This is a genomic window from Flavobacterium praedii (assembly GCF_026810365.1).
GTDB lineage: Bacteria > Bacteroidota > Bacteroidia > Flavobacteriales > Flavobacteriaceae > Flavobacterium > Flavobacterium praedii.
The window spans coordinates 1952093-1977021 of sequence record NZ_CP113948.1; the positions used below are offsets into that span (position 1 = coordinate 1952093).

Sequence of the window (24929 nt, forward strand, 5' to 3'; positions counted from 1 at the left end):
TTTATATAAACTAGTAATAGTCTTCGTAAAGATATTCGATACCGTAGACATAAAAGGGTTCTTATGATAATTTTAATTTATAACCTAAATCATTTTATTTATAAAAATATAAAACAAAAAAACCTGAGCTTTCACTCAGGTTCAAATAAATATATAAATTGTACTAATTAAGAAAGCGCCGCTGTAACTTGATCTGCAGCCTCTTGAAATTCAACAGCAGATAAAATTGGCATTCCTGAATTATCAATTAATTCTTTTGCAATTGCAGCATTTGTACCTTGTAAACGAACAATGATTGGAACATTTATTGCATCACCCATATTTTTGTAAGCATCAACAACTCCTTGTGCTACACGGTCACAACGAACAATTCCACCAAAAATATTAATCAAAATTGCTTTTACGTTTGGATCTTTCAAGATGATACGGAAAGCAGTTTCTACACGTTTTGCATCTGCAGTTCCACCTACGTCAAGGAAGTTTGCAGGTTCAAAACCAGCATACTTAATTAAGTCCATAGTTGCCATAGCAAGACCTGCACCATTTACCATACATCCTACAGTACCGTCAAGATCTACGTAGTTCAATCCTACTTCTTTTGCTTCAACCTCGATTGGATTCTCCTCACGAATGTCACGCATATCAGCATATTTCTTTTGTCTGTATAAAGCATTATCATCGATATTTACTTTAGCATCTACAGCCATTATTTTATTATCAGATGTTTTCAAAACTGGGTTGATTTCAAACATAGAAGCATCTGAACCGATGTATGCATTGTATAAAGAAGTGATAAATTGAGTCATTTCTTTAAAAGCATTTCCAGAAAGTCCTAAATTGAAAGCAATTCTTCTAGCTTGAAAACCTTGTAATCCAACAGCTGGGTCTATTTCTTCTGTAAATATTAAATGTGGAGTATGTTCTGCCACTTCTTCAATATCCATTCCACCTTCAGTAGAATACATAATCATATTACGACCTGTAGCTCTATTCAAAAGAACAGACACATAAAATTCTGAAGTTTCACTTTCGCCAGGATAGTAAACATCCTCAGCAATTAATACTTTGTGTACTTTTTTACCTTCAGCAGAAGTTTGAGGCGTAATCAATTGCATACCAATGATTTGCTCTGAAATCTCCAATACTTGATCTAAGTTTTTGGCCAATTTCACACCACCACCTTTACCACGTCCACCAGCGTGTACTTGTGCTTTTACAACGTACCAACTTGTACCCGTTTCTACAGTTAATTGTTTTGCAGCAGCAACAGCTTCTACAGGGCTATTAGCCACAATTCCGCGTTGAATGCGAACTCCGTAACTTGCTAAAATTTCTTTTCCTTGATATTCGTGTATGTTCATAATATAGAATTTGTCTGGATTCTGAATTTATTTCAGAATAAAAGTGGGACAAAAATAGCAAAATTTAATTTAATTGAAATTATTTTTAATTATAATAAAATTAATTGAGTAAAATTTAATTATTTCAACCACTCAATCGATGTAGGGAGTAAATTTTAAAAATAAAATGAAATTTTGTTATAATAATCACCTCAAAAAAGTATAGCACTATATTTATTACAAAATATGAAGGTTTTAAAATTTTGAGTTTTGTTTTTTTGACGATATATCAATTCCGAAGTGTAAAATCAATATTATTATCATTTATACATGATTTTTTTACTTTTATAGCAAAAATATAACCTAAACGACGTATTCATTCCATATATGTTATGAAATATTTAATTTTGTAAAAAAAATATCAAGCATGAGAGTTAAAGAACAAGGCCTTTATTTACCCGAATTTGAACACGACAACTGTGGCGCCGGATTTATCTGTAATTTGAACGGAATTAAGTCTAATGACATTATCCATAAAGCTCTAGACATCCTTATAAAGTTGGAACATCGTGGAGCAGTTAGCTCTGATGGACGAACTGGAGATGGTGCCGGAATCTTATTTGATATCCCACATGCTTTTTTTAAGAAGGTTTGTGATTTTGAAATTCCGGAAGTAAGGGAATATGCAGTAGGAATGGTTTTTATGCCTAAAAGCCAAAATCAAGTAGATTTTTGTAAAACTAGTTTTGAAAATGCAATAAAAGATCAAAACCTATCTATTTTAGGATGGAGAGACGTTCCTGTGGATGTTTCTAATTTAGGTCAAATTGCAGCAGAAAAAGAGCCAACCGTTAAACAAGTATTTGTTGGTAAAAACGGCTTGGATATTACCGAACAACAATTCAATGCCAAATTATTCTTGGCTAGGAAAATAGCAGAACATACCATTCGTAATTCTAGAACTTCGGAAAGTCATATGTTTTACTTTTCAAGTTGTTCTACTACGACTATTATATATAAAGGACTATTGATGCCAGAAGACATCAGCAGATACTATACTGATTTATTAGATAGCGATTTGGTAACCCGTTTGGCTTTGGTACACCAACGTTTCTCTACAAACACTTTCCCTTCTTGGGATTTGGCACAACCATTTAGATATATGTGTCACAATGGAGAAATTAATACTTTGAGAGGAAACGTGAGCAGAATGCGTGCTCGTGAAGAATTGATGAAAAGTGATGTTTTCGGAGAAGATTTGAAAAAATTATTCCCAATTATATTAGAAGGAAAATCGGATTCCGCTTCTATGGATATGGTGGTTGAGTTATTATTAATGACCGGACGTTCTCTTCCGGAAGTTATGATGATGGTCGTTCCTGAAGCATGGGAAAAACACAAAACCATGTCGGACGAAAAGAAAGCATTCTATGAATACAATGCTTGCATCATGGAACCATGGGATGGTCCTGCATCTATTCCATTTACAGATGGAAATGTAATTGGAGCATTATTAGATAGAAATGGATTGCGTCCATCTCGTTATACTTTAACTAAAAGCGGATTTGTTATCATGTCATCAGAAATTGGTGTTCTTGATATCAAACCAGAAGATGTTGTACAACACGGAAGACTCGAACCAGGAAAAATGTTCCTTGTTGATATGAACGAAGGCCGTATTATTGAAGACGAAGAAATCAAACATTCAGTGGTGACTAAACGCCCTTATAGAGAATGGCTTGATAAAAATCTATTGCAGTTGGCTCAAATCCCATATACCAATAATCCAATTCCAACAGAGAAAATTGATTTTGAGACCAGACAACGTTTATTCGGTTACACAATCGAGGACTTAAAAACCATTATCAACCCAATGGCTGCCCAAGGCAATGAGGCATTGAGTTCAATGGGTAACGACACTCCTCTTGCAATATTATCAGATCAACCTCAATTATTGTACAACTACTTCAAACAATTATTTGCACAAGTTACCAATCCTCCATTGGATGGTATTCGTGAAGAAATAATTACAGATACCAGTTTGGCAATTGGAGGAGATTACAACATCTTTGACATCACTGATATTCACTGTAAAAAAATTAAAATTCAAAATCCCGTTATATCAAATGAGGATTTAGACAAAATAAGAAGCATCGACCATGCTGACTTCAAATCGGTTACTATTTCTACTTTATATAAAATAGAAAAAGGTGTTAATGGATTAGAACGTGCTTTAGAAAAATGCGTGCAAGCCACTTTCAAAGCAGTATCAGAAGGATGTAACATTGTAATACTTTCAGACAGAGGAGTTACTAAAGAATTAGCACCAATACCTATGTTGTTGGCTACTTCTTATATTCACCACACCTTAAACATCTTAAAAGTCCGTTCTAAATTTGGAATCATAATCGAATCCGCTGAACCACGTGAACCACATCATTTTGCTTTATTATTTGGTTACGGAGCAAGTGCCATTAATCCATATATGGTTAATGAAATCATCCACAATCAAGTTAAAGAAGGATTTATAACAGGTGTAAAAGCTGATTATGCAATTACAAACTATAATAAAGCGATTGCAAAAGGAATTCTAAAAATCATGAACAAAATTGGTATCTCTACTTTACATTCGTACAGAGCGGCACAAATTTTTGAGATTTTAGGTTTAAACAAAGCATTTACTTCAAAATATTTCCCATATACTCCGTCTAGAATTGAAGGTATTGGTCTAATGGAAATTGAAAGAGAAGTTAAGAAAAGATACCAAAATGCTTTTCCAAAATCAGAAATTGCAAACCTACTGCCATTAGAAATTGGAGGTATTTACAGATGGAGAAGAAATGGCGAAAAACACATGTTCAATCCAACTACCATTTCAAAACTGCAACAAGCGGTTCGATTAAATAGTCCAGAAAGTTATAAAGAATACTCTAAAATGGTAAATGATCAAAGCGAAAACTTGATGACCATAAGAGGTTTATTCGAATTTAACAATTTGGATCCAATTTCAATTGACGAAGTAGAACCTTGGACCGAAATTGTAAAAAAATTCAAAACTGGCGCCATGTCTTATGGTTCTATCAGCCAAGAAGCACATGAAAATCTAGCAATAGCTATGAACAGAATTGGAGGTAAATCTAACTCTGGAGAAGGAGGAGAAAATCCAAAACGTTTCCAAAAAGAATTAAATGGTGACTCTAAAAATAGCGCTATCAAACAAGTTGCTTCTGGAAGATTTGGTGTTTCTATCAACTATTTGACAAATGCTCAAGAGATTCAAATAAAAATGGCTCAAGGTGCAAAACCTGGGGAAGGCGGGCAATTACCTGGAGAAAAAGTAGTGCCTTGGATTGCTGAAACAAGAAATTCTACTCCTTATGTAGGTCTTATTTCACCTCCTCCTCACCACGATATTTATTCTATTGAAGATTTATCACAATTGATTTTTGACTTAAAAAATGCCAATCGTGAAGCAAGAGTTAACGTTAAATTGGTTGCCGAAGTTGGTGTTGGAACAATTGCTGCGGGTGTTGCTAAAGCAAAAGCGGATGTTATCTTGATTTCAGGATATGACGGAGGAACTGGTGCAGCACCATTGACATCCTTACAACATACTGGTATTCCATGGGAATTAGGACTTGCGGAAGCACAACAAACTTTAATCTTAAATGACTTAAGAAGTCGTGTAGTTTTAGAATGTGACGGTCAATTGAAAACAGGTCGTGACGTAGCTATTGCTGCCTTGCTTGGAGCTGAAGAATTTGGTTTTGCGACTGCACCTCTTGTTGCTTCAGGTTGCATCATGATGAGAGCTTGCCACTTGAATACTTGTCCTGTAGGTATTGCGACACAAGATCCTGAATTGAGAAAAAATTTCAAAGGAACTCCAGAACATGTTATCAACTTCATGTACTTTATTGCTGAAGAATTAAGAGAAATCATGGCTCAACTTGGCTTTAGAACATTAAAAGAAATGGTTGGACAATCACAAAAATTGAATGTTAACAAAGCGATTAAACATTATAAAGCAAATGGATTGGATTTATCTACCATCCTTTATAAACCAGAAAAAGCAAAAACGGTACCAAACCACAATACTTCAAATCAAGATCACGCATTAGAAAATGTTCTTGACTTTGACATTATAAAAGCTGCTATTCCTTCTATTTATAGAAAAGAAAGAACCAGAGTCACATTCGATATCAAAAACACTGACCGTTCAGTTGGTGCCATTTTGAGTAATGAGATTTCAAAAATATATGGTGCGCAAGGATTACCAGATGATACCATACTTGTTGATTTTACAGGTTCTGCTGGTCAAAGTTTTGGTGCATTTGCAACAAATGGATTATCGTTTAAAATACACGGAAACTGTAATGACTATTTAGGAAAAGGACTTTCTGGAGGGAAACTAATTATAAAAGTCCCACCTACAGCTACTTTCGTTCCTGAAGACAATATTATCATTGGTAATGTGGCTCTTTATGGCGCAATAACTGGTGAGGCTTATATCAATGGAATGGCAGGAGAACGTTTTGCTGTTAGAAATTCTGGTGCAACCGCTGTTGTCGAAGGAATTGGAGATCATGGTTGTGAGTACATGACTGGTGGAACTGTAGTTGTTCTTGGAAAAACGGGTAGAAATTTCGCAGCAGGTATGAGCGGAGGTGTTGCTTACGTTTACGATGCCAAAAAGAAATTTGAAAATGGATTGTGCAATATGGAAATGGTTGCCCTAGAAACATTGGAAGAAGAAGATTTAGACAAATTAAGACGTTTGATCAGAAATCATTCAATGTATACCAATAGCCCTTTAGCAAAACGTCTTTTAGGAGATTGGGAAAACGAAAGCAAACATTTCATTAAAGTAATGCCAACTGATTACAAAAAAGCATTGCAAAGATTGGCAGCAGAAAAGCAAATTGAAGAATTAATAGCACAATAGTCATGGGTAAAATAGGTGGATTTAAAGAATATAATAGAGCCGACGAGAGTAACGTTGCTGTTCTAGAAAGAGTATCAAATTATAATGAATTTACGATTCCATTATCAAAAGAAAAAATCAAAGAACAAGGTTCTAGATGTATGGATTGCGGAATTCCTTTTTGCCATAGCTCCTGTCCATTAGGAAATTTAATTCCTGATTTTAATGACATGGTACATCAAGAAGAATGGGAAAGCGCTTTGCGTATTTTACAATCAACAAACAATTTCCCTGAATTTACAGGTCGTCTATGTCCTGCTCCCTGTGAAAAATCATGTGTATTAGGCATCATTAAAGAGCCCGTTGCTATTGAGAATATTGAAAAAAACATTATCGAAAGAGGTTTTGCTGAAGGTTGGATTAAACCACAAACTCCAGAAAAAAGAACTGGTAAAACAGTAGCAGTAATTGGTTCTGGCCCTGCAGGATTGGCGGCAGCTCAACAATTAAATCGTGCCGGTCATACCGTAACAGTTTTTGAAAGAGATAACGCAATTGGTGGCTTATTACGATATGGAATTCCAAATTTTAAATTAGAAAAAGGAATTATAGACAGACGTGTAAAAGTTTTAGAAGCAGAAGGGATAACCTTTAAAACAAATGTAAACGTAGGTGTAAACTACAGTGTAGACCAATTAAACGATTTTGATTCTATCGTATTATGCGGTGGAGCTACAGAAAGAAGAGGTTTACCTACAAAAGGGGCTGATAGCAAAGGTGTTGTTCAAGCAATGGATTTTTTGACACAACAAACTAAAGTATTGTACGGAGAAAAAATCGAAGATCAAGTAATGGCAACTGGAAAAGACGTAATCGTTATTGGTGGTGGAGATACTGGATCGGATTGTGTGGGAACTTCAAATAGACACGGAGCAAAATCGGTTACAAACTTCGAAATCATGCCTAAACCTCCTGTAGGAAGAAGCGAATCTACTCCATGGCCTTTTTGGCCGTTACAATTGAAAACATCTTCTTCACACGAAGAAGGTTGCAATAGAAACTGGTTGATTAATACCAAAGAATTTCTTGCCAATGAAAAAGGAGAGCTTGTAGGATTGAAAACCGTAGAAGTAGAATGGAAAATCGTACCAGGCCAACGTCCTGAATTAATTGAAAAAGAAGGTTCAGAAAAAATTTGGCCTTGTGATTTGGCTTTACTAGCACTAGGATTTACAGGTCCAGAAAAAACCCTTGCAGAACAATTAGGATTAGAAATTGATGCCAGAAGCAATTATAAAGCAACTAAATTTCAAACTAATGTACCTCATATTTTCACTGCAGGTGATATGAGAAGAGGCCAATCCTTAATTGTATGGGCAATTTCAGAAGGACGTGAAGCCGCTAGAGAAGTTGATTTATACTTGATGGGTTATACCAATTTACCAACAAAAGGTAATGGTGACTTACCTAGTTTATAACAATTGAAATAATTTTATAAAATCCCTTGATATCATTTTTATCAAGGGATTTGTTTTTTAAAACCTATCGAAATTCTAAATTTGTTAAAACTTTAATTATTTAATAAAATAAATGTTAACGAATCAGAATTCACACAACTAATAGGCATGCATACTAAATTAATAACACAAAACCTGATTTTTAATAAAAGTTAAAAAAAAGCACAAACAAGAACTATTTGTTGTATTTTAAACAATTTGTTATAATTTGTTAAATAACAACAAATTGTTTGGTCGTAATACGAAAGAATAATAAATTTGTCAAAAATAATAAGCAATAACAAGATGCAAGCAAACGATTTACTACACTTAGCAGAACAATTTGGAAGTCCACTTTATGTGTATGATGCCGAAAAAATACAATCTCAGTATAATCGATTAACGAAGGCTTTTTCTAAAGTACCTAATTTACGCATCAACTATGCCATGAAAGCTTTGTCTAATGTCGCTATACTCCAATTATTGAGAGATATGGGATCTGGACTAGATACTGTTTCTATTCAAGAAGTTTTATTAGGATTACATGCAGGTTATGCTCCCGAAAAAATATTTTACACTCCAAATGGTGTTTCTTTAGAGGAAATTGAGGAAGTACATGCCTTGGGAGTACAGATCAATATTGACAACTTATCGATATTAGAACAATTTGGTGCAAAACATCCTCACGTACCAGTTTGTATACGTATCAATCCACACGTAATGGCGGGCGGAAATGCCAATATCTCAGTAGGACACATTGATAGTAAATTTGGTATTTCAGTACATCAATTACCACATTTAGTTCGTATCGTAGAGAATACAAACATGAACATTGTAGGGATACACATGCATACGGGTTCAGATATTTTGGATATTGAAGTATTTTTATACGCTGCCGAAATTTTATTTGACGCTGCTAAAAACTTCAAAAATTTAGAATTTTTAGATTTTGGAAGTGGTTTTAAAGTACCTTACAAAAAAGATGATATTGCTACCGACATTGATGAATTAGGTAAAAAATTATCCAAAAGATTCAATGCTTTCTGTGTAGAATATGGTAAAGATTTAACCTTGATTTTTGAACCAGGCAAATTTTTAGTAAGTGAAGCAGGTTTCTTTTTGGCTAAAGTTAATGTCGTAAAACAAACGACTTCAACGGTTTTTGCAGGTATTGACAGCGGTTTCAATCACTTGATTCGACCAATGCTTTATGGATCACAACATTTTATCGAAAATATCTCAAACCCAAAAGGAAAAGAGCGTTTCTACTCTGTTGTAGGGTATATATGTGAAACTGATACTTTTGCAACAAACAGAAGAATTTCAGAAATAAAAGAAGGGGATATTTTGTCTTTCCGCAATGCAGGAGCTTATTGTTTTTCAATGTCTTCTAATTACAATTCCAGATACAAACCTGCAGAGGTTTTGTGGATGAATGGAAAAGGTTATTTAATAAGAGCACATGAAAAATTTGAAGACTTGCTTCAAAATCAAATTCCATTGCCTGTAGAAGTTAACGCTACAGTTTAAAAAATATATAAGATTCCCATTCAAATTTGAGTGGGTTTTTTTTTAATCAGTGATACAAAAACTAATTAAAACATACTACAATAGTCAACTATTTTAAAATCAAACAAATATCTCTATACTAATACTTTCTCTCATCCTTCCTAAAATGGCATAAACCCTAGCTACTTGAAATGCAATATGTTTATTTTATAACGTAAATACTATTCGCATTGTTTAAAATTCAGATTTTACAAACTTCTTCTTATTTATTTAAAAAAATTGAGTTATATCATATTTATTACACTTTAAATTAATTAGTTTTACATAGAAACCTAAATAATTTAAAAATGAAAAAATTTATAATTTGGAGCGTTACAGGTATCGTAACACTTATGACTTTCATACAATGTAAACCTAATAATGAAAATCCAGAACCAATAAAGAAAATTGAAACTTCAAATTCGCACAAAATTGTAGTAAAAGAAATTTTAAATGCAACAGCATATACTTATGCTTTAGTAACCGAAGAAAACAAAGAATATTGGATAGCAATTCCAAAAGCAGAGGTGAAAATCGGAAAAACTTATGAGTATGAAGGCGGAATGGAAATGAAAAAATTTGAGAGCAAAGATTTAAAAAGAACTTTTGAATCTGTATTTTTTGTAGAAGGATTAATAGATCCGTCTATAATCCAAGCAAGTACAATTCCACAGGAAGATAAAACGAAGAAAGTAACTAAAACAGAATTATCTAAAGGAATTACTTTAGCCAAAGGGGCAATATCATTATATGATTTGTTTTCTAAAAAAGACAAATTAGCTGGCACAACGGTTATTTTAACAGGTAAAGTGGTGAAATTTATGCCAGAGATTATGTCAAAAAACTGGATACACATGCAAGACGGATCAAGCTTCAATGGAATAAATGATATTACCATAACCACTTTATCCAAAGTAAAAGTGGATGAAATTGTTACTTTTAAAGGTACTGTTGTTTTAAATAAAGACCTAGGAGCAGGCTATAAATATGATGTTCTTATAGAAGACGCTACCATTTTAAAATAGAAACAAATTATATACGAGAATTTTAATATAGACCAACTAAGAGTTTCTATTATTGTCTCCAATAAAAAAACCCATTCTACAATTAGAATGGGTTTTTGGTTTTCAAAATTACTGGATTATTTTTTCACTAGAAGTTCTTCCAGAACTTCAGCTTCTGTACCATTAGGAAAAGTAATTTTTAACATTTTAGAAAGCGTAGGAGCGATTTTTGTAATGTATTCTTTTTTATAGGATTCACCAATAGGGACATTCCAGCCGTAAAAAAGTAATGGTACATTCGTATCATAACTATTAGGAGTTCCATGTGTAGTTCCTGTAGCAATACTTTCTAAATATCCAGTACCTTCAAGAATAACAAGATCTCCATTTTGCTTTGGATCATAACCTTTAAAAATAAAATTTAGATAATAATCTTGTCCTGTAGCGGCCAAAATCTCTTCTTGAGTATAGACTCTTTTTATTTGTACTTGGGTCATCAAAAAGTCTTTAAAACTTTGCTTCACTTTTGTTAATTCCAACCCTTTGTCCTTTATAACATCCCTGTCTAAATAAACATTAAAGTTAGAGTAATTCAAAACTAAATTAACTCCATATGTATCTGTTGAAAACTTGCTCAAAGAACTAAAAATATCTTTCGCTGGAACATTAGTAACATTGTATTTATGATCATTCAAATAAATTGGGTTTTCGGCAACTGCGTGATCAGCAGTTAAGAAAAGTAAGTAATTGTCTTTTCCAACAGTGGCGTCCAAATAATCCAAAAATGTAGCAATTGTAAGATCCAAACGCAAATAAGTATCTTGAATTTCCATAGATCTAGGTCCAAAAGTATGTCCTACATAATCTGTTGAAGAAAAACTTACTGTCAAGAAATCTGTAATATTATCTTTTCCTAATTCTTCTTTATCAATAGCTCTCATGGCAAAATCAGCTAATATATCATTCCCAAATGGAGTAGATTTTATAACTTCTAATCCATTTTCTTTATATATTTTATTCAAATCATAAGGAAAAACAGGTTTTGTAGTTTTATCTAATCTTCCTTCATAAGGATTATCATCAGGAAGACTTTCATTGTAGGTATCTAGAGGACGCAACAAATTCCAACCTTTCTCAACATATTTCATATATGTTTTTTCATTATTATAATCAGTTACCCAATTTGGCATTTTATCTCCATAAAAAGAACTAGAAATAAACGAACCTGTTTTTGTATACCAAAATGCCCAATTAGCAAAATGACCCGCAGGCAAAATAGCACCACGGTCTTTGATGCTCAAACCAATGACTTTCCCTTTGAAATTTGTCGCCATACGCAATTCATCAGTAATAGTAGTACTCAAAAGATTTTTTGGAGACATTGCACCCTCTTTTTCTGTACCTTCAACTAGCGTCTTCACACCAGCATCATCTGTACAATACATACTTTTCCCAATTGAACGAATGTACCAATCGTTACCAATAATCCCGTGTGTTGCAGGAGTTGTCCCAGTATAAATAGATGCATGCCCTGGAGCAGTAAATGTGGGAACGTAATTATAATTCATGTTATAAAAAGTAAAGCCTTTATCCATTAACCTTTTAAAACCTTTAGTTGAAAAGTCATCCGAAAAGCGATACAAATACTCCATTTTCATTTGATCGACAACAATACCAACAACCAATTTAGGACGCTGTTGTGCTTGACCTTGAATTGAAAAAACAAATACTAAAAACAAAACAATTTTTCTCATATTACATTTTATATAGTACACAAAAATACACTTTATCCTTTAAAAAAAGAAAAAACGCAACAAGCAATGCAATTATTTAATCTATTCTTAATCAAAAAATAGTAAATCATCAAAATCATAAGGGCGTGACCCCATTTGAAAAAGAGGCCAATTTTACTATGCGCTCATTCGGCCTCTTTCTCAAATACGGTCGGGCTAACCATGCTACTTCGGTAGCTTATTTTTATCCCTCACGCTCACTGCGACCTAGAACTTTTGTTTAAAACTAGAACTTTTGTCTTCTTAATTTTAAAATAAAAAAAAGAGAGACAACATTAAAATACTCACTTTAATTAATACCATTACATTATTCTATATTCTATTTATAAAAATAAATATGTTAAATTTGATAATTAAAACACTGATTATGAATATGTACGACAACGAAAATACGGTTCAAAAATCATTTAACGACAAGTATCTGTCCGATGATTTATTACAAGCACAATGGGCTGAATTTACAGCACTCAAAAAAGCCATCGCAGAAATATATCAAAAAAAAGGAAGTCCACTCACCCTATTAGACATCGGAATAGGAAATGCTAGAATTGCACGTCACTTGAGTGCAATTCCCGAAATGTGGCAGATGATTGAACATTATGATGGGACAGATAATGCTGAAACTTGCATAAAATTAGCTAAAGACACTGCTAAAGAACTACAAATTGAAGACAAATTAAAAATATATCTACTTGAAGCTACCCATTTAGACCAATTAAGCAAAAGATACGATGTGATTATTTGCACATGGTTTACACCTGGCAATTTTTATCCTGATAGTTTTGCATTCGATAAATACAATGACAACTGTACCAGATTAGACTTATCCCACAATGAAAAATTTACGAATATTTTTTCAAAAGCATATTCATTGCTTCATAAAAACGGAGAAATAATTCTTGGCGCCTGTTATATTGACAATGATAACACCCGAAAAAAACAAGAGCAATCGTATATTAGAATGGGAATGAAGATAATTACAAACGAAAATGATAGTTTTATAGCTACCAAAGAAAATTTTTGGTCACAACGTTTTACTGAAAAAAAAATTAAAACCTATTTACCTTTTGTAAGTCCAAAAAAAATAGATTTTTATCTGCTTGATCCCTATAATTATGCTATGCAAATTAGAATTAAAAAATAAAATACAACCTATTCAAAATTAACAATATTATAAACCAGTACTCTATCTTCATATTTGATATACAACTGTTTTCTATTTTCTTGATTTTTCCTAGTAATAATTGAAAGACTACAATCTTCACCATTTGTATCTTTACAGACAAAAGAATAAATTAAATCCGTATTTGTATTTTCTTCAGGTAAGTAATCTATGATTTCAAAAAGCTGAATTACTTCAGAATAAATAACAAATCTATTTTTATTGGTGTCTAAATTGATCAAAATATTCACCAACTTTAATTCGCTCCAATCTCCAAATTTACCATTAGCTTCTTTCAATGCTACACTCAATCCCGTTGTTTTAAATTTGTAAGTTTGACCAAAACTTTGATTCAATCCGATAAAAAGAAACAACACTATAAATCCAATTTTTAACTTATTCATTATCTGAAAATTTGTATAAAAACAAAGGTAACTATTTTAAAAATCAAATAAAACTACTTCACTCTTTGCTTGCTCAAATTCGGCTATCATTTTGTCAATTATTTCTTTTGCAGGCAAAACATCTTTAATTAACCCTGCAATTTGGCCAATCTCCAATTCTCCTTCTTTCAGATCTCCTTCAAACATGCCGCGTTTGGCTCTAGCTCTCCCTAATAATGCAATCAGATCTTCTTTAGTTGGACATTTTTCATATAGTTGTTGCACATCTTGATAAAATTTATTTTTGATTAAACGAACAGGAGCCAGTTCTTTTAATGTCAATTGTGTTCCTCCTTCTTGAACCTCAATAATAGTTTTTTTGAAATTTTCATGCGCCGAAGATTCAACAGAAGCAGCAAATCGACTCCCTACCTGCACACCATCAGCCCCGAGAACCATAGCAGCTAGCATACCACGACCCGTTGCAATTCCACCAGCAGCAATAAGAGGAATTGAAATCTTTTCTTTTACCATCGGAATTAAAGTCAGCGTAGTCGTTTCTTCTCTACCATTATGACCACCGGCTTCAAAACCTTCGGCTACAACAGCATCTACACCAGCGTCTTGAGCTTTTAATGCAAATACCGAACTACTCACTACATGAACTACGGTTATTCCATTTTCTTTCAAAAAAGGAGTCCACGTTTTAGGATTACCGGCTGACGTAAACACAATTTTCACTCCTTCGTCAATAATAATTTTCATTATTTCTTCAACATTTGGATACAACATCGGAACGTTTACTCCAAAGGGATTATTTGTTGCTTTATGACACTTTTGAATATGCTCTCTTAATACTTCAGGATACATAGACCCAGCACCTATGAGACCTAACCCTCCAGCATTACTAACGGCGCTTGCTAATTTATAACCACTATTCCAAATCATTCCGCCTTGAATAATTGGATATTTGATGTTAAAAAGATTTGTAATTTTATTCATAAGAAGCTATTTATTGATTTTTATGAATCATATGCAATTCACATATCTTCACGGGTGTATGCCACCAATTTACTGACACACTCCTTTCGTAAAAAATCAAACTTATTGTTTTATTAGTTTTCCGGTAGTTATGGTTCCATTACATTCCAATTCATAAATATAGATTCCGTTTTGAAATATTTTCAAAGAAATTGACGATGCAGTTTTGCTGATATTTTGTTCCATAATTTTTTGTCCCAACAAAGTAAAAACACGAATAATTCCTGAGTCAAAATTTCCAGAAAAAGAAATTGTACCTAAATCTGAAATTGGGTTTGGATAAACAAAAAAATCTTTATTTGTAAACTCAGTTACTTTTAAACCATTGGACAAAGCCAAACTAAAATCAGGAATTCCATACCCATATTGATTATTTGCACTAGCATATCGATCTGCTGATTTTATAATTAAATCTTTAATTTCAGCATTGGTTTTGTTGGGAAAAGCTTGCCACAAACTGGCTACCAATCCCGCTGTAATTGGACTGGAAAAAGAAGTCCCATTTGCAGTTATAATATTGCCGGAAGGATCAGATAAAACAGCCAATTGACCTTGCGCCATTACATCTGGTTTTATTCGCCCATCATACGAAGGGCCAATGGAACTAAAACCAGTAACTGTTTTGGTAGCATTCACTGCACCAATGGTGAGTACTGAAACACCATCTGCGGGAGCAGCAATATGCGGATTTGTGGTTGCTCCTTCATTTCCTGCAGACACCACTACAATCATTCCTCGAGAAAAAGCAATATCGGCTCCTCTAGTTATAAAAGCAGTTTTACCATCCATTTCATTATAGGTATGACTGTATGATGAATTATCATAATCAAAATAACCCAAAGAAGTATTAATGACATCTACCCCCAAACTATCTGCTTTCTCTGCCGCTTCTACCCAATAGGATTCTTCTACTGGGTTTTCGGATACAGCATCTTCTGTTCGAAACAAATAATACGAAGCATCTGGAGCTGTCCCAACCAAAGAATTTTCTTTATAGCCTCCCATTGAAGACAAAACCATTGAGCCATGAGAATTACCCGAATAAAAATTAGGACTTCGATTCACAAAATCATACCCTCCTAATATTTGATTATTATCTCTTAATCGTTGAAAGGGTTGAGTTGTATTTACTCCAGGAAAACCAGCATCTATAACAGCAATAACTACACCTAAGCCAGTATAATTTTGTTGATGCAACACATCACCATGAAGCATTTGAATTTGATTGGCAGAATTACCATAAGCGAAATCAACTTTAGTTTCCAATGCTTTATTTACGGCCTTTGTTTTAAAAACAACTGTATTCTTCCCTGTAGAATTAAGTACTTTATTCGCAAAATCGATTTTATTAACAAAGGATAACGATTTCAAAGAGTTAATATCGGATATGCTCCCTCTAATATGCAAAGCATTAAGCCATTTGGATTGTGCCATAACGACAATTCCTGTAGCCCATTTTATTTGATTAATAAGATTTATATCAATAGGAATATCTTTGGAATCTAAAGGAATATTTTGTCTAACTCTTCGATCAATTGCCTTTTGCGAAAGCATTAATAAAGGATTGTCTAAATAAGCTTGAGAATTATTTTTGGCGTTGAAATATACCCAAGCATCTTCTTGGGAATACCCAACAAAACAAGAAAAGAATAAAATAAAAAAAAGTATTTTTTTCATGCCATGTTCAATACTAAGGTTATAATTTAAGAGATAACTCCAGAACCTATTAATTCATCATTTAAATACCAAGCTGCAAATTGACCTTCCGTAATTGCAGATTGTGGTTCTTCGAAAGAAATATACATTCCGCTTTCAAATTGATATAAAATAGCTTTTTGCAATGGTTGTCTGTATCTAATGCGAGCCATTACATTCATCGTTTCTCCATTGGCCAAAACCAAATCTTCGCGAATCCAATGCACTTCAGATTTCTCTATAAACAAAGCCCTTTTAAACAATCCCGGATGTGAACTCGACAAACCAGTATAAATGGTATTAGTCTCGACATCAGTAGCAATTACAAACAACGGATCTGTGGTTCCTCCTACATTCAATCCTTTCCTTTGTCCTACCGTAAAATAATGAGCCCCTTGATGTTTTGCCATTATTTTCCCCATCTTTGGAGTATAAGGCAGTCTTCTGGACGCAAAAAGCAACTGTTCTTCAACCGTTAATTCATCTTGCATTTCATACGCATAAACAGGATCATTTTTATCAATTTGAATAATCAAACCTTCTTTTGGCTGTAATTTTTGCTGCAAAAACTCGGGTAAACGAACTTTTCCAATAAAACAAAGGCCTTGAGAATCTTTCTTTTCGGCAGTAACCAATTCCATTTGAGCAGCAATTTCTCGAACTTCTGGTTTGGTCAATTCTCCAATAGGAAATAAAGATTTTGATAATTGCTCTTGCGACAATTGACATAAAAAATACGATTGATCTTTATTATCATCAACACCAGCAAGAAGTTGGTAGACTATATTACCTTCAACTTCAATTTCTCCTTTTCGACAATAATGACCTGTAGCCACAAAATCGGCACCAAGACTTAATGCAATTTTCATAAAAACATCAAATTTTATCTCGCGATTACAAAGTACATCGGGATTTGGAGTTCTTCCTTTCTCGTATTCGCTGAACATATAATCAACAATTTTTTCTTGATATTGCTCACTTAAATCAACGGTTTGAAAAGGAATCCCTAATTTCTCAGCTACTAACAAAGCATCATTACTATCTTCCAACCAAGGACATTCATTCGAAATGGTAACCGAATCATCGTGCCAATTTTTCATAAAAAGACCAATTACCTCATACCCTTGTTGTTGCAACAAATAAGCAGCAACACTTGAATCTACACCACCAGAAAGACCTACAACTACACGTTTCATTATCAAAAAAATTGAATGTTTACATTTTATTCTTTTGCAAAAGTACAAATAATAAACCTAGTTCAGGCTAATTGAGATTGATGAAAACAATACTACAATAACATGAACTAATACAACATGAAATCGAGATAATACCATTAGCACATATAAAATAGTCCAATCTACTTGTTCTTTTTCTCAATCCATTTTAACTTTATCTTTTTTGAATTGTGGTTTTTTAGGTTTATCCATATTCTCTTGACTCGTTAATTTTCCATTGACAAAAAACTGCCACATACCAACTTTTTTACCATTTTTGAAAATTCCTTTAGCAATAACAAGATCATTTGGATCTTTGTAAATTGCTTCACCTTCATATTCTCCGTTTTTAAAAAAACTACTTTCTAAAACGATGCCTTTTTCAGAATATTTCTTATAAACGCCTTCTTTTAATCCATTTTTATAAATAGTCTCATCTACAATTTTACCACTTGGGTAATATACCGTTCGGATTCCCTCAAGTTTTCCTTTTTTATAATTCTCTAAAGTCATAATAGATTTTGAGGACTTATGATAATATTTCCATGGACCTTCTCTCCATTTATTCACCTCCTTACCTTCGCTTACAACATTTTTATTTTGATCGTAAAAGATTGTATAACATGAATTTTCCTTCGCATTAAACGTACGGGTTGCAATTACTGATTTCGCTTTAGTATCATCAAAAAAGTTAAAAACACCAATTTCTCGGCCATGTTCAAAAGTTCCTTCGTATCTAGGTCTTCCAGATTCTTGATAGAACCCTTTCCAAACTCCATGTTTATTACCCCTATCGTCAAGTGGATTTGATTCTACTTGAGAAAAGACAGTTTGAAAGCATAAAGAGACAAGTAAAACTCTAAAAATAAAATACATACTATTCTAATTTATTTTAATAAAAAACACAATACACATAATAGAAAACTAAATTTTACTATGATATATTATCATATAAAAGTACACAAATAATTTTATTTCGAATTCAATAAAAAAACATAAACTTTGATACAGTAATTTGTGAAAAAAATAAAAATTACAACAATTAAAGTATTTTTTTCATGAGAAGTTATCGCAATAAATAAATTCTAAAAAAAATATCAGGAAAAGAAAAACCCTAGATGAAATTTTTCATCAACAATATCCTATTTTTTAAAGACCTTACGTTTTTTATTTAACACTTAAAAAAAGTCATTCTATTACAATCTAGATTCTAAAACATAATCCTTTCATACTAATAAAAAAATCTATTTGTAAATCATATAAATATAAATATAAAGCAAACTAGTGAAAACTAACCCTAATCATAGCGTTAACTTTTTAATCTAAAACTATAAACACAATTTTTAAATACTGTTTAATATACTTACTATTAAAAAGAATAAAAAAACTCAAATATTACCTTTTTTACTTATAATCAATTAGTTATGTGTCTTTTTATTCTATTTAAACAAAATTAAAAAAAATCATAAACTTTTATTTTTGTTCATCATTTATCGCTTTTAAATAAACAATATTAAAATTTAATTCAATAGTTTTGTTCTAGTATTTAAAAACAATTAACAAACAAAAAACAAACAACAAAATGAAAAATCTATTAAAAATCAGAAAGTTAGCCCTTATTGTATGTATTATCGCATTCGGAATATCATGCGACAATGACGACGACAAACCTGTAACACCAGTTGCAGATACAACCATAACAGGAATTGCTGCAGGAAATAAAGATTTCTCACTTTTGGTTGAAGCTTTAACAAAAGTAGATTTAGCAAAAACACTACAAGGAGTTGGTCCATACACCGTTTTTGCACCCACAAATGCCGCTTTTACCGCATTTTTAAAAACCACACCTTACACTTCAATAAAAGACGTACCAGCAGCAGCATTGACTCAAATACTATTAAACCATGTAGTAAGTGGAAAAGTAAAATCAACAGATTTAAGCACAGGATATATAAAAACCCTTGCCAAAGGAAGCGCATCTAGTACCAATACTTTAAGCATGTATGTTAACACCACATCTGGAGTAAAACTGAATGGCATCTCAAAAGTAGTAACTGCAGATGTTATGGCTTCAAATGGAGTTATTCATATTGTAGATGCAGTAATCGGACTTCCTACGATTGTGGATCACGCTGTAGCAAACCCAAACTTCACCACATTAGTTGCTGCATTAACTTACAACCCTGCATCGGGCTTTGCAGGAATATTATCTGGAACAGCAAGTTCTCCTTTTACCGTTTTCGCACCAACAAATGACGCCTTTGCAGCATTCTTGACAGAAACTGAATATTCTGGATTAGCTGCTATTCCAGCAAATGTATTGGAAAAAACATTAAAATATCACGTAGTTGCCGGTGCCAATGTACAATCAAGTCAATTGACAAATGATCAAATTGTAACTACTTTTTCTGGACAAAATGTTACCGTCAAATTTACTCCAACACGTTTGTTAGATGTAAGTGGCAGAAATTGTAATATCATTGCAACAGATGTCCAATGTTCCAATGGAATCATTCATGTACTAGATAAAGTTTTATTACCTACATTCTAAAAAAATATTAATTGGTTGTTAATTTAATTTGTTAAAAACGAAAAAGCTCCTATTTTACTAGGAGCTTTTCTATTTATATTCGATTTATTTTTTATTTCTTCTTTGCTTTTTGAGCTTCTGCCTGTTCCATTGCTTCTTGCAATTTTTGTTGGAATTTACCCGGTTTTTTAGGCTCTTTCAATTTATTTTCTTGAATTTGGGCATGAATTTTATCAGGATCAACAATGTGATTTTTGATTACAAACATAATTCCTATTGTAATTAAATTCGACATAAAGTTATACAAACTCAATCCTGCACCATATCCATTAAAGAAGATTAACATCATAAGAGGCGAAATATAAATCATATACTTCATCATCTTTGCCATATCTGGCATTCCTTCTTGCTGTGGAGCTGCCATTTGTTGGTCACCAGAAGTCATTTTCATATAAAAGAATATCGCAACAGCTGCCATTAAAGGAAATAAACCGATATGATCCCCATACATTGGAATATGAAATGGTAATTTATAAATAGAGTCAAAGGAAGACAAATCATCCGCCCAAAGGAAACCTTTTTGTCTCAACTCAAAAGCAGATGGAAAAAACTGAAATGACGCATACATAAATGGTATCTGAATCAAGGCTGGTATACATCCCGCCATAGGATTCACTCCCGCTTTATTGTATAATTTCATAGTTTCTTGTTGCTTCTTCATTGGGTCTTTTTTAAACTTCTCTCCCAATTCTGTAATCTCTGGTCTCAATACTTTCATTTTGGCCTGAGACAAAAATGATTTATAAGTAACTGGAGACATTGCTATTTTGATTATTATTGTAAAAATAATAATCGCTATACCATAGGAAATATAACTACTTAAAAAACCAAATAGTGGAATAAAAATAAATCTATTAATCCATCCAAAGATACCCCAACCTAGTGGTACTATATGCTCAATATCTTTATCATACGCTTTTAAAGTATCATAATCAGTAGGCCCAAAATACCAATTCATTTTATAATCCAACTCACCATTTTGAAAAGCCAATGGTACCGTAGCATTGAATTGTTTGGTGAAAACTGTGTCTTTAGTTTCGTCCAAAACCAAATTATTTGATTTTAAACTTGCTTTATCAAACGCTTTATTAGTCAACAAAATAGTAGAAAAGAAGTGCTGCTTGAAAGCTATATAATCGACTTTTTCAGGAGTTTCTTCTTTGTTTTTCCCGGCCCCAACATAATCATACTTTCCTTCATTATACTTAAAACGTAATTCTGCAAATCTATTTTCATAAGAAACGCTTTTCTCATTTCTATATGCTTTCATATCCCAAACCAAATCCAATGGTTTTGCAGTGTTTAAAACTTTATTCAATCCTTGAGAACGAACATCAAAACCAATCATATAATCGTTTGGTTTCAAACTGTATTTATATTCTAAATATTCATTGGCTCCGGCTTTCAATTTCATCGAAAGAACCTGATCAGCTCCCACTTTAGTTAATGTAGGCTCAAAATACAAGTCTTTTGTATTCAAAACTCTATTATCACTAGTTTGCAATTGAATATTCAAATCGGCATTATTATCTTTTATCAAAGAAACCAATTGACCAGAATTTTTTTTGAATTTCTCAAAATTCTTCAATGTCGCTTCTACAATATAACCTCCTTTATTGGCAATTTTTAATATTACATAATCATTTTCGATTGTTGTAATATTATTTTTTGCAGATGGTAAAGTAGCAGAATAAGCAAAACCACCTAATGTTTTTTGCAACTGAACCAATTGAGTAGAATCACCCGCTACGATTGCAGTAGGCAATACAACTGGCTTTACCGCAGAAGCTTTTGCCAACGCTTCTTTTGCAACCAATTCCTTTTTAGCCTTTTCTGCGGCAAGAGTTGCCTCGGAAGGTTTGTTTTGGTACATCATCCAAAGAAAAATACCTATAATCAATACAATACCTATAACCGAGTTAAGGTCTAATTTTTTTTCTTCCATTTTTATTTATAATTATTTTTCTTCTTTCTAAATATTGATGAATTAGAAATTGAATCCATTAGTCATTACAACAACTATATTGTTACATCTTGACTACATTCAATATTAATAAATCTAATTTTTATTTTTTTTTCCTTTAACAGCCGCAGCTACAAAACTCACAAAAATTGGATGTGGATTAGCAACCGTACTTTTATATTCTGGATGGTATTGCACGCCGATAAAGAAAGGATGGTCCGCTAATTCTACAATCTCAACCAAACCAGTATCAGGATTTACACCCGAAGAAATCAATCCTGCTTTTTGTAATTGATCTACATATTCGCTATTGTATTCGTAACGGTGACGGTGACGCTCTGAAATTTGTGTCTTTCCGTAAATCTTAAATGCTAATGAATCAGGGGTAATATCACATTTCCAAGCACCAAGACGCATTGTTCCACCTTTATCAGTTACTGTTTTTTGATCTTCCATCAAATTCACTACAGGATGAGTAGTTTTTTCATTCATTTCGGTAGAATTGGCATCCGCATAACCGAGTATATTTCTGGAATATTCGATAATAGCCATTTGCATTCCCAAACAAATTCCGAAAAACGGAACTTTATTTTCACGGGCATAACGAATTGCTTCGATTTTACCTTCAATTCCTCTTTCTCCAAAACCTGGAGCAACAAGAATGGCATCCAATCCAGATAATTTTTCTTTAATATTCTCAGGATCTATAAATTCTGAATGTATCGAAATCACATTTACTTTGGTTTCATTAGCAGCACCGGCATGAATAAAAGCTTCTAGAATTGATTTGTAACAATCTTGCATTTCAACATATTTGCCAATCAAACCGATATTTACGGTATGTTTTGGAAATTTCAATCTGCGCAAGAAAGTATTCCAGTTTTTTAAATCTGGAGCTGCTTTTTTAGGCAAGTCTAATTTTTTCAAAGCCACAACATCCAATCCTTCTTCCAACATTAAATTAGGAACTTCATAAATAGTTGCTGCATCTATAGATTGAATAACTGCCTCTCTTTTTACATTACAAAACAAGGCTAATTTATTGCGAATTTCATCTGAAATTTCGTGTTCTGTTCTACAAACCAAGATATCCGCTTTTATACCGCTTTCCATCAAAGTTTTTACAGAGTGTTGTGTTGGTTTTGTTTTTAATTCACCAGCAGCAGCCAAATAAGGAACCAATGTTAAGTGAATAACAATTGCATTATGCTCCCCTAGATCCCAAACTAACTGACGAACCGACTCTATATAAGGTAAAGATTCAATATCCCCAACTGTACCACCAATTTCAGTAATAATAATATCGTAATCACCCGAATTACCAAGCAATTGCATTCTTTCTTTAATCTCGTTGGTGATATGAGGAACAACTTGAACCGTTTTTCCTAGAAATTCTCCTCTACGTTCTTTTTCAATAACAGAAAGATAAATTCTTCCAGTCGTAACGTTATTAGCTTGAGAAGTAGGAACATTCAAAAAACGTTCATAATGTCCTAAATCCAAATCTGTTTCTGCTCCATCATCAGTTACATAACATTCCCCGTGCTCATAAGGATTCAATGTGCCTGGATCCACATTTAAATAAGGATCAAATTTTTGAATAGTCGTTCTGTACCCTCTCGCTTGTAACAATTTTGCCAAAGATGCTGCAATAATTCCTTTTCCTAAAGAAGAAGTCACACCGCCTGTAACAAAAATATATTTCGTTTGATTCATTCTGTTGTTGTTTGTTGTAGTTGTATAAAAAACGTGGCAAAAGTACAAATTTAATTGGAATACTAAACTTCTTAGCGCACTAGATTTTAAGACTTCTTAGAATATTGGACTCCTTATTTTTTTATAATAATTAGAATTTTAAACATTTTATTTTTTTGGGCTTTATAAAATATTAGATAATTATTGATAAAATCTTAAAAATAGATTTGAAACAATTCAAAATTTGTAAACTATTATACAATTTTCTAAGAAAGAAACCAAAATTATAAAAATCTAAGATAACTGAAATTCTTAATTATCTACACTACGGTTTTGGATATTTCTTTTTTATGTTTCGGATCAATTCTTCAAGTCCGTTGAGTTTTAGTTCATAAATCAATTTCAGTTGATCTCCCAGCTCTCCTTTTGGAAAACCTTTGTTACTGTACCAAACAATATAATATTCGGGAATATCGATAAGAAACCAGCCTTCGTATTTCCCAAAGGGCATTTTGGTATGCGCTAGTTTTATAAGTTGTTTTTGGTTTTGATCCATTTTTTAAGAGAAAAGAAAATAGAGAATAGACGTAATGAAGAAATCTTTATTCTATACTCTGTTTTCTATATTCTTAATTTTATTTAATTCCAATTAAAAGTAATTCGTTTTTCGATATCTGTATTCAAACTCAAGAAAACTGGACAAGTCATTGCGGCTCTTTCTAGAATTGTTTTGTCTTTTGGATCGGAAACTCCAACCATTTCAAAAACAATTTCGATAGCTCCAATTCGTCTTGGTTCAGCATTCATACTTTTGGTAACCGCTGCTGTTGAACCTTTAAAATCAATATTCATTTCTCTTGCTTTTATTCCTATAATTGTCATCATACAGGTTGCTAAAGCGTTGGCAACAGAATCCGTTGGAGAAAAAGCTTCTCCTTTTCCGTTATTGTCTACGGGAGCATCTGACAAAATTTCACTACCCGATTGTATGTGTATAGAGGAAGTTCTTAAATCCCCTAAATAAGTTACTTTTGAAGTCATTCTATTGAATTGTGAGTTATGATTTTTTTTTGAATCTCAA

Annotated in this window: 17 protein-coding genes; 6 read left to right on the forward strand and 11 right to left on the reverse strand. The window is 32.7% G+C overall.

The window, feature by feature from the left end; all coding sequences use genetic code 11:
- Nucleotides 1–167: 167 nt before the first annotated feature.
- Entirely contained in the window at nucleotides 168–1361 is a 1194-nt protein-coding gene (sucC, locus tag OYT91_RS08305) for an ADP-forming succinate--CoA ligase subunit beta (RefSeq protein WP_269222200.1), read from the reverse strand.
- A gap of 406 nt (nucleotides 1362–1767) precedes the next feature.
- Here sucC and gltB point away from each other — a divergent pair, with 406 nt between their 5' ends.
- The 4 genes from gltB to OYT91_RS08325 all read left to right on the forward strand — a co-directional run bounded on the left by gltB (nucleotide 1768) and on the right by OYT91_RS08325 (nucleotide 10333).
- The gene (gltB, locus tag OYT91_RS08310) at nucleotides 1768–6285 is read left to right on the forward strand and encodes a glutamate synthase large subunit (protein ID WP_281240272.1); all 4518 of its coding nucleotides are present in this window, start codon (nucleotides 1768–1770) and stop codon (nucleotides 6283–6285) included.
- A 2-nt stretch (nucleotides 6286–6287) separates the two neighbouring features.
- Nucleotides 6288–7742 (forward strand): glutamate synthase subunit beta, encoded by a 1455-nt coding sequence (locus tag OYT91_RS08315; RefSeq protein WP_281240273.1) that lies wholly within the window; start codon nucleotides 6288–6290, stop codon nucleotides 7740–7742.
- Between the two features lie 324 nt (nucleotides 7743–8066).
- The gene (gene lysA, locus OYT91_RS08320; RefSeq protein WP_281240274.1) at nucleotides 8067–9290 is read left to right on the forward strand and encodes a diaminopimelate decarboxylase; all 1224 of its coding nucleotides are present in this window, start codon (nucleotides 8067–8069) and stop codon (nucleotides 9288–9290) included.
- 326 nt (nucleotides 9291–9616) lie between these two features.
- Entirely contained in the window at nucleotides 9617–10333 is a 717-nt protein-coding gene (locus OYT91_RS08325; protein ID WP_269222198.1) for a hypothetical protein, read from the forward strand.
- A gap of 116 nt (nucleotides 10334–10449) precedes the next feature.
- On the opposite strand, the gene pafA is transcribed toward OYT91_RS08325, so the two are convergent.
- Entirely contained in the window at nucleotides 10450–12066 is a 1617-nt protein-coding gene (gene pafA / locus OYT91_RS08330) for an alkaline phosphatase PafA (protein WP_281240275.1), read from the reverse strand.
- 406 nt (nucleotides 12067–12472) lie between these two features.
- Between pafA and OYT91_RS08335 the strand changes: the two genes are divergently transcribed.
- The gene (locus tag OYT91_RS08335; protein WP_281240276.1) at nucleotides 12473–13249 is read left to right on the forward strand and encodes a methyltransferase domain-containing protein; all 777 of its coding nucleotides are present in this window, start codon (nucleotides 12473–12475) and stop codon (nucleotides 13247–13249) included.
- Between the two features lie 8 nt (nucleotides 13250–13257).
- Here the strand turns inward: OYT91_RS08335 and OYT91_RS08340 are convergent, their stop codons facing one another.
- From OYT91_RS08340 to OYT91_RS08360, 5 genes are all read right to left on the reverse strand, one after another.
- Nucleotides 13258–13671: a hypothetical protein gene (locus tag OYT91_RS08340; protein ID WP_269222195.1), complete on the reverse strand. Its 414-nt coding sequence runs from the start codon at nucleotides 13669–13671 to the stop codon at nucleotides 13258–13260.
- Nucleotides 13672–13707: 36 nt separating this feature from the next.
- On the reverse strand, nucleotides 13708–14652 hold the full coding sequence (locus OYT91_RS08345; RefSeq protein WP_281240277.1) for an NAD(P)H-dependent flavin oxidoreductase: 945 nt from the start codon (nucleotides 14650–14652) through the stop codon (nucleotides 13708–13710).
- Nucleotides 14653–14754: 102 nt separating this feature from the next.
- Entirely contained in the window at nucleotides 14755–16368 is a 1614-nt protein-coding gene (locus tag OYT91_RS08350) for a S8 family peptidase (RefSeq protein WP_281240278.1), read from the reverse strand.
- Between the two features lie 26 nt (nucleotides 16369–16394).
- Entirely contained in the window at nucleotides 16395–17582 is a 1188-nt protein-coding gene (gene mnmA / locus OYT91_RS08355; RefSeq protein ID WP_281240279.1) for a tRNA 2-thiouridine(34) synthase MnmA, read from the reverse strand.
- A 177-nt stretch (nucleotides 17583–17759) separates the two neighbouring features.
- Nucleotides 17760–18476, reverse strand: a complete 717-nt coding sequence (locus tag OYT91_RS08360) for a toxin-antitoxin system YwqK family antitoxin (protein WP_281240280.1) — start codon at nucleotides 18474–18476, stop codon at nucleotides 17760–17762.
- Nucleotides 18477–19182: 706 nt separating this feature from the next.
- Between OYT91_RS08360 and OYT91_RS08365 the strand changes: the two genes are divergently transcribed.
- Nucleotides 19183–20151 (forward strand): fasciclin domain-containing protein, encoded by a 969-nt coding sequence (locus tag OYT91_RS08365; protein WP_281240281.1) that lies wholly within the window; start codon nucleotides 19183–19185, stop codon nucleotides 20149–20151.
- Between the two features lie 91 nt (nucleotides 20152–20242).
- Here OYT91_RS08365 and yidC read toward each other — a convergent pair whose 3' ends face one another.
- The 4 genes from yidC to OYT91_RS08385 form a co-directional block, all read right to left on the reverse strand.
- Complete coding sequence (yidC, locus tag OYT91_RS08370; protein WP_281240282.1) at nucleotides 20243–22135, reverse strand: membrane protein insertase YidC; 1893 nt, start codon at nucleotides 22133–22135, stop codon at nucleotides 20243–20245.
- A gap of 114 nt (nucleotides 22136–22249) precedes the next feature.
- Complete coding sequence (pyrG, locus tag OYT91_RS08375; RefSeq protein WP_281240283.1) at nucleotides 22250–23869, reverse strand: CTP synthase; 1620 nt, start codon at nucleotides 23867–23869, stop codon at nucleotides 22250–22252.
- A gap of 304 nt (nucleotides 23870–24173) precedes the next feature.
- Entirely contained in the window at nucleotides 24174–24404 is a 231-nt protein-coding gene (locus tag OYT91_RS08380) for a DUF3820 family protein (protein WP_116795759.1), read from the reverse strand.
- Between the two features lie 83 nt (nucleotides 24405–24487).
- Nucleotides 24488–24889 (reverse strand): OsmC family protein, encoded by a 402-nt coding sequence (locus OYT91_RS08385; protein ID WP_281240284.1) that lies wholly within the window; start codon nucleotides 24887–24889, stop codon nucleotides 24488–24490.
- Nucleotides 24890–24929: the final 40 nt, after the last annotated feature.

Bases quoted from the DNA above. Each gene is read 5' to 3' on its own strand.
- pyrG (WP_281240283.1), bottom strand. From the start codon at position 23,869: ATGAATCAAACGAAATATATTTTTGTTACAGGCGGTGTGACTTCTTCT.
- OYT91_RS08360 (WP_281240280.1), bottom strand. From the start codon at position 18,476: ATGTATTTTATTTTTAGAGTTTTACTTGTCTCTTTATGCTTTCAAACT.
- OYT91_RS08340 (WP_269222195.1), bottom strand. From the start codon at position 13,671: ATGAATAAGTTAAAAATTGGATTTATAGTGTTGTTTCTTTTTATCGGA.
- lysA (WP_281240274.1), top strand. From the start codon at position 8,067: ATGCAAGCAAACGATTTACTACACTTAGCAGAACAATTTGGAAGTCCA.
- gltB (WP_281240272.1), top strand. From the start codon at position 1,768: ATGAGAGTTAAAGAACAAGGCCTTTATTTACCCGAATTTGAACACGAC.
- OYT91_RS08380 (WP_116795759.1), bottom strand. From the start codon at position 24,404: ATGGATCAAAACCAAAAACAACTTATAAAACTAGCGCATACCAAAATG.
- mnmA (WP_281240279.1), bottom strand. From the start codon at position 17,582: ATGAAACGTGTAGTTGTAGGTCTTTCTGGTGGTGTAGATTCAAGTGTT.
- pafA (WP_281240275.1), bottom strand. From the start codon at position 12,066: ATGAGAAAAATTGTTTTGTTTTTAGTATTTGTTTTTTCAATTCAAGGT.
- OYT91_RS08335 (WP_281240276.1), top strand. From the start codon at position 12,473: ATGAATATGTACGACAACGAAAATACGGTTCAAAAATCATTTAACGAC.
- OYT91_RS08315 (WP_281240273.1), top strand. From the start codon at position 6,288: ATGGGTAAAATAGGTGGATTTAAAGAATATAATAGAGCCGACGAGAGT.
- OYT91_RS08345 (WP_281240277.1), bottom strand. From the start codon at position 14,652: ATGAATAAAATTACAAATCTTTTTAACATCAAATATCCAATTATTCAA.
- yidC (WP_281240282.1), bottom strand. From the start codon at position 22,135: ATGGAAGAAAAAAAATTAGACCTTAACTCGGTTATAGGTATTGTATTG.
- OYT91_RS08365 (WP_281240281.1), top strand. From the start codon at position 19,183: ATGAAAAATCTATTAAAAATCAGAAAGTTAGCCCTTATTGTATGTATT.
- sucC (WP_269222200.1), bottom strand. From the start codon at position 1,361: ATGAACATACACGAATATCAAGGAAAAGAAATTTTAGCAAGTTACGGA.
- OYT91_RS08325 (WP_269222198.1), top strand. From the start codon at position 9,617: ATGAAAAAATTTATAATTTGGAGCGTTACAGGTATCGTAACACTTATG.
- OYT91_RS08385 (WP_281240284.1), bottom strand. From the start codon at position 24,889: ATGACTTCAAAAGTAACTTATTTAGGGGATTTAAGAACTTCCTCTATA.
- OYT91_RS08350 (WP_281240278.1), bottom strand. From the start codon at position 16,368: ATGAAAAAAATACTTTTTTTTATTTTATTCTTTTCTTGTTTTGTTGGG.